At 57.5% G+C, this 3,749-nt stretch carries 2 protein-coding genes and 1 pseudogene; 2 read left to right on the plus strand and 1 reads right to left on the minus strand.

Features of this window, described 5'->3' with window-relative positions; genetic code table 11:
- The first annotated feature begins 295 nt into the window (after positions 1–295).
- Complete coding sequence (locus GS429_RS10850; RefSeq protein WP_328821352.1) at positions 296–1,438, plus strand: S8 family peptidase; 1,143 nt, start codon at positions 296–298, stop codon at positions 1,436–1,438.
- A 619-nt stretch (positions 1,439–2,057) separates the two neighbouring features.
- Here GS429_RS10850 and GS429_RS10855 read toward each other — a convergent pair.
- The gene (locus tag GS429_RS10855) at positions 2,058–2,564 is read right to left on the minus strand and encodes a PD-(D/E)XK family putative nuclease (protein ID WP_235920793.1); all 507 of its coding nucleotides are present in this window, start codon (positions 2,562–2,564) and stop codon (positions 2,058–2,060) included.
- On the opposite strand from GS429_RS10855, the pseudogene GS429_RS22665 reads away from it, so the two are divergent.
- A pseudogene (locus GS429_RS22665) lies at positions 2,542–3,107 on the plus strand (site-specific integrase); the annotation flags it as partial. The gene GS429_RS10855 and the pseudogene GS429_RS22665 overlap by 23 nt on opposite strands.
- Between the last annotated feature and the right edge of the window lie 642 nt (positions 3,108–3,749).

A 3,749-nucleotide genomic window follows, 5' to 3' on the forward strand; every position in this document is an offset into this window, starting at 1 on the left:
ATACACCAACAACGACCGATCCTCCAAGAGAGGCTCGCTACCGCTACACAACCGATGGCTGAGGGTTAGCTAAAGACAGATGGTGATCGTGGTATAGCTATTATTTGTGTGATTGTATCTACTTCATAGCTAATAATCGTTCAGTTGGAGAGAAACTCGCGCTATGAAATTCAATAGACGCGACATAGTGAAAGGTATCGGTGCGGCAGGGGCAACGTTGTTCGTTACCGGGGTTGCTTCGGCGAGCGACGGACAGGCGCGTTACATCGCGCGGACGTCCGGGCAGGGAGCGAACGTGGAGTCTACTGAATTCGACGTTCTGACTGAACTTGCGGGCGGCGAGTTGTCGCTGGTAACCGGCCCGGAAGATGCGGTCGACGATCTCGAAAACGTTCACGGCGTCACTGCCGCTGTTCGAGACCTCGCCCTTGAACTCGAACCGGTTATCGAAGACGAGCACGACGAGATTCCGGACGACCCTGACGACGTCTACGACGAACTGCTCTGGGACAAGCAAGTACAGGACGTGCGCGAGGCACAGGCACACGCGACGGGCGAGGGAACGACGGTGGCGGTCATCGACACCGGGGTCGACGAAGGCCATCCCGACCTCTCGAATCTCGACGTTGACGCCAGCGCCGCTATCATCGACGGCGAGGTTGCATCTCACCAGGGCGACCCCAACGGACATGGCACCCACGTTGCGGGGACGGCCGCCGCAACGGGCGACGAAATCATGACGGGGACCGCTCCCAACGCGACGATAATCTCCGTGGACGTGCTGGGTTACGGCACCGGCACGTTCGGTGACATCATGGTCGGGATGGAGTACGCCGCCGACGTCGGCGCGGACGCCGCCAACATCAGTCTCGGCTTTATGATGGCTCCACAGGACTTCGCCGAATTCGACGATACCGTGGGGATGTACCGGCGGATGTTCGAGCCTGTCACAAACTACGGGCGACGCGAGGGAACACTGTACGTCGGGTCGGCTGGCAACGACGAGACAGACCTGCAGGGCGGGTGGCTCCGCCTCTGGAACGGACTGTCAGGGATCATCGGCGTCAGCGCCACCGGCCCGAATGATAAACTCACGTTCTACTCAAACTGGGGGCGCAACGACGTCGACGTCGGCGCGCCCGGCGGCGGCTACGAAACCGAAGAGAAAACGGTCGACCTGGGAACCGAGTGGCCGTACCCACTTAACCTCGTGTTCTCGACGTACCCCGGCGGATACGCGTGGCTGGCGGGAACGTCGATGGCGGCCCCGCAAGTCACCGGTCTCGCCGCCCTGGTGCGCGAACTTGACGAGGGTGCGAACACGCAGCAGGTGCTCCAGGCCATCCGGCAAGGTGCGGAGGCCGCGGATAACCGCGGTGACACGGAACTCGGCGCGGGACGCGTCAACGCGCTGAATACCGTCGAACGGTTGGACTAACCGATCGCGAGACTGCTACTGACCGCGACTGCGCCCATATTTTTGATCGATACCAAAAGCAGCGTCAGCGTCACAAAAACGGAGAGGAGTAGCGCGATAGGCCCGTCGAATCTTGTATCAATGACGTCTCGCGGAATAGTTGAGTGCAAAACGCCGGCGAAAGGCCGACGTTAAAGCCCCCTTCCGCTGGTGGTGTGTCAATCGGAAGGTGATCGCGAATCGTATGTCGGCTGGAAAGGTCGACGTTGGAACGATCGCGATCAGTAGCGGGGACTGTCCGAACGCCTCAGTTGGACGGATAGCGTCGGCAACGACAATATCCACCTCCCCGCCGAGTAGGTATTCGGCCCTGCCCGTTTATATCTATTGGCACATTGAACTATGCTGTTTTATCACACACCTGTTTGTAGTCGTTTTCTCAGTGTTATGGCAACCAAAACTCGAGGAATCAATAATAAGAGCCATTCTGAACGTAATTTGGCTTCCTGGGTCGAAAAATGCAAAACCATTACAAATGGGACGTGTGTAATTCGAGACGGGTTGGAGTGGTAGGTGGTGTTGGTGGTTTCACTCCAACCCAATTTCCGATTCTCTAACCTTGCCCTTGAATCCCACGCTATTAGTTGACAAACGTCAAATAACCATCCAGACGTGTCGTTCGGAAAATGGAGTCGATCGAGATCTTCGGCTGTTCGGTTCCACGGTGACCGCCGTTCCCATGCCACCGGAACAGTGGTAGATCGCTCGAGCGAACCATGTTGTCCTTGACGATCGTACAGCCAGAGCGCCCGTGGGGCCCGTAGACGACGAAACAGTACCAGCCGTCCGCTCGCCGGAGCTTTTCGTGGTACTCGCTGTAGACCGTGAAATTCCCCGGCTGGCCGTCGGTATGCTCGAGCATCGTACTCTTGATCTCGATGGGCGTGCCCTTCTGAAATCGAGCGACGTGCCAGCTGGCTCGCTCGAGTGCGAGCGACCAGGGCCGCCACTCCGGTCGCGGCTGACTGGATTCGACGTATCTCGATCCGGAATTCACCGCGCTGAACACGCTCGTCGCGAACGTTTTTCGGGCGGCTCGATCGCGATTCGCACCGATGTAGCGCACGGGCGCGCGTGAGAGAGGCATCCGGGCACTCGACCTTCCCGATTGCGAACTCGAGGGCGAATCGCTCGGACTTCAGTTCGTTCACCGGCCAGAAACGGGGACACCGCTCAAAAAGGCGAGAAGGGCGAACGGTGGAACAGTATCACCGGTCTCGTCGCCGGGGTCCTTCAGGACTACATCGACGGTCCACGAGAAGACTCGACCGATGACCACGAGCGGTCTCCGCTGTTAACGACAAAGTCAGGCCGACCGGCCGTTTCGACGATTCGAGATACGATGTACGGAGTCACACGTCCATGCTGGCGCGGTGCCGAGTGTTCGCACGATTGTGACCCTGTGGAGTGCGACGCGCCGCTCTACTCGAAAGCGAGTACATGCCAATCCTCGAGGTCGCCCCACGACGTTCGAAGCGATCGGGTGACGGCTTACCGTCGCGAGGACGTTCCTCCTCGAGTCGTCGGCGATCGTCTCGATTCGAGCGACGATATCCTCGATCGGCATTACGACCGGCGGAACCCCCAAGAAAAGGCAGAACATCGTCGCGATTATCTTCCAGACCTATGATCGTGACTTACGAAGACTCGAAGACTGTAACGACCCGGGAGTTCTGTCCCGTCAGGGCCCATGGACCCGGTGGTCGGTAGCGAGCAGACCCAACCAGCACAGAACAGATCACCGATGATAGCGCGGTTCTCTTTCCCACAATTCGATTTCAACTACACGACCGAGAGATCCGACCTGGTGAGTGGGATGCTGTGACCGAATTCATTCAGAGAATGACGTTCCAAACCTGTCCACAGCTCTTGCATCTATAGGATCGCTTTCGATTCGAGTTCAATACTTCCTGATCAGTTCGCTCTCCATCTTCAGCTAAACAGTTTGGACAAGTTACACCCAAGTCATCACCGAGTTTGGTCGGTCTGAGCATAATTCGTGTCCCAAACTGGTTGGGTTAGACGCGTCCTCTACCTGGTGGGGAAGAGCGGCTCAGAATGGCCCATATTTGAAGACGATTCGAACCACCACTCGTACACGTTCCTGTTCTCTTGGAACAATATGTATGAGACTCCCTCTCTTTCGGCCCGCAATCCGACGGTCTTAAATGTACCCGTGGCCTCGGATTGAATGCAAAGAAGAAGTGATCGACGGAACGTTCAACTCGTTCCGTCATCTCGGATCACTCGAGTCCGAAGGGGTTATGTACCC

This window comes from Natronorubrum halalkaliphilum (assembly GCF_009834785.1).
Classification (GTDB): Archaea; Halobacteriota; Halobacteria; order Halobacteriales; family Natrialbaceae; genus Natronorubrum; species Natronorubrum halalkaliphilum.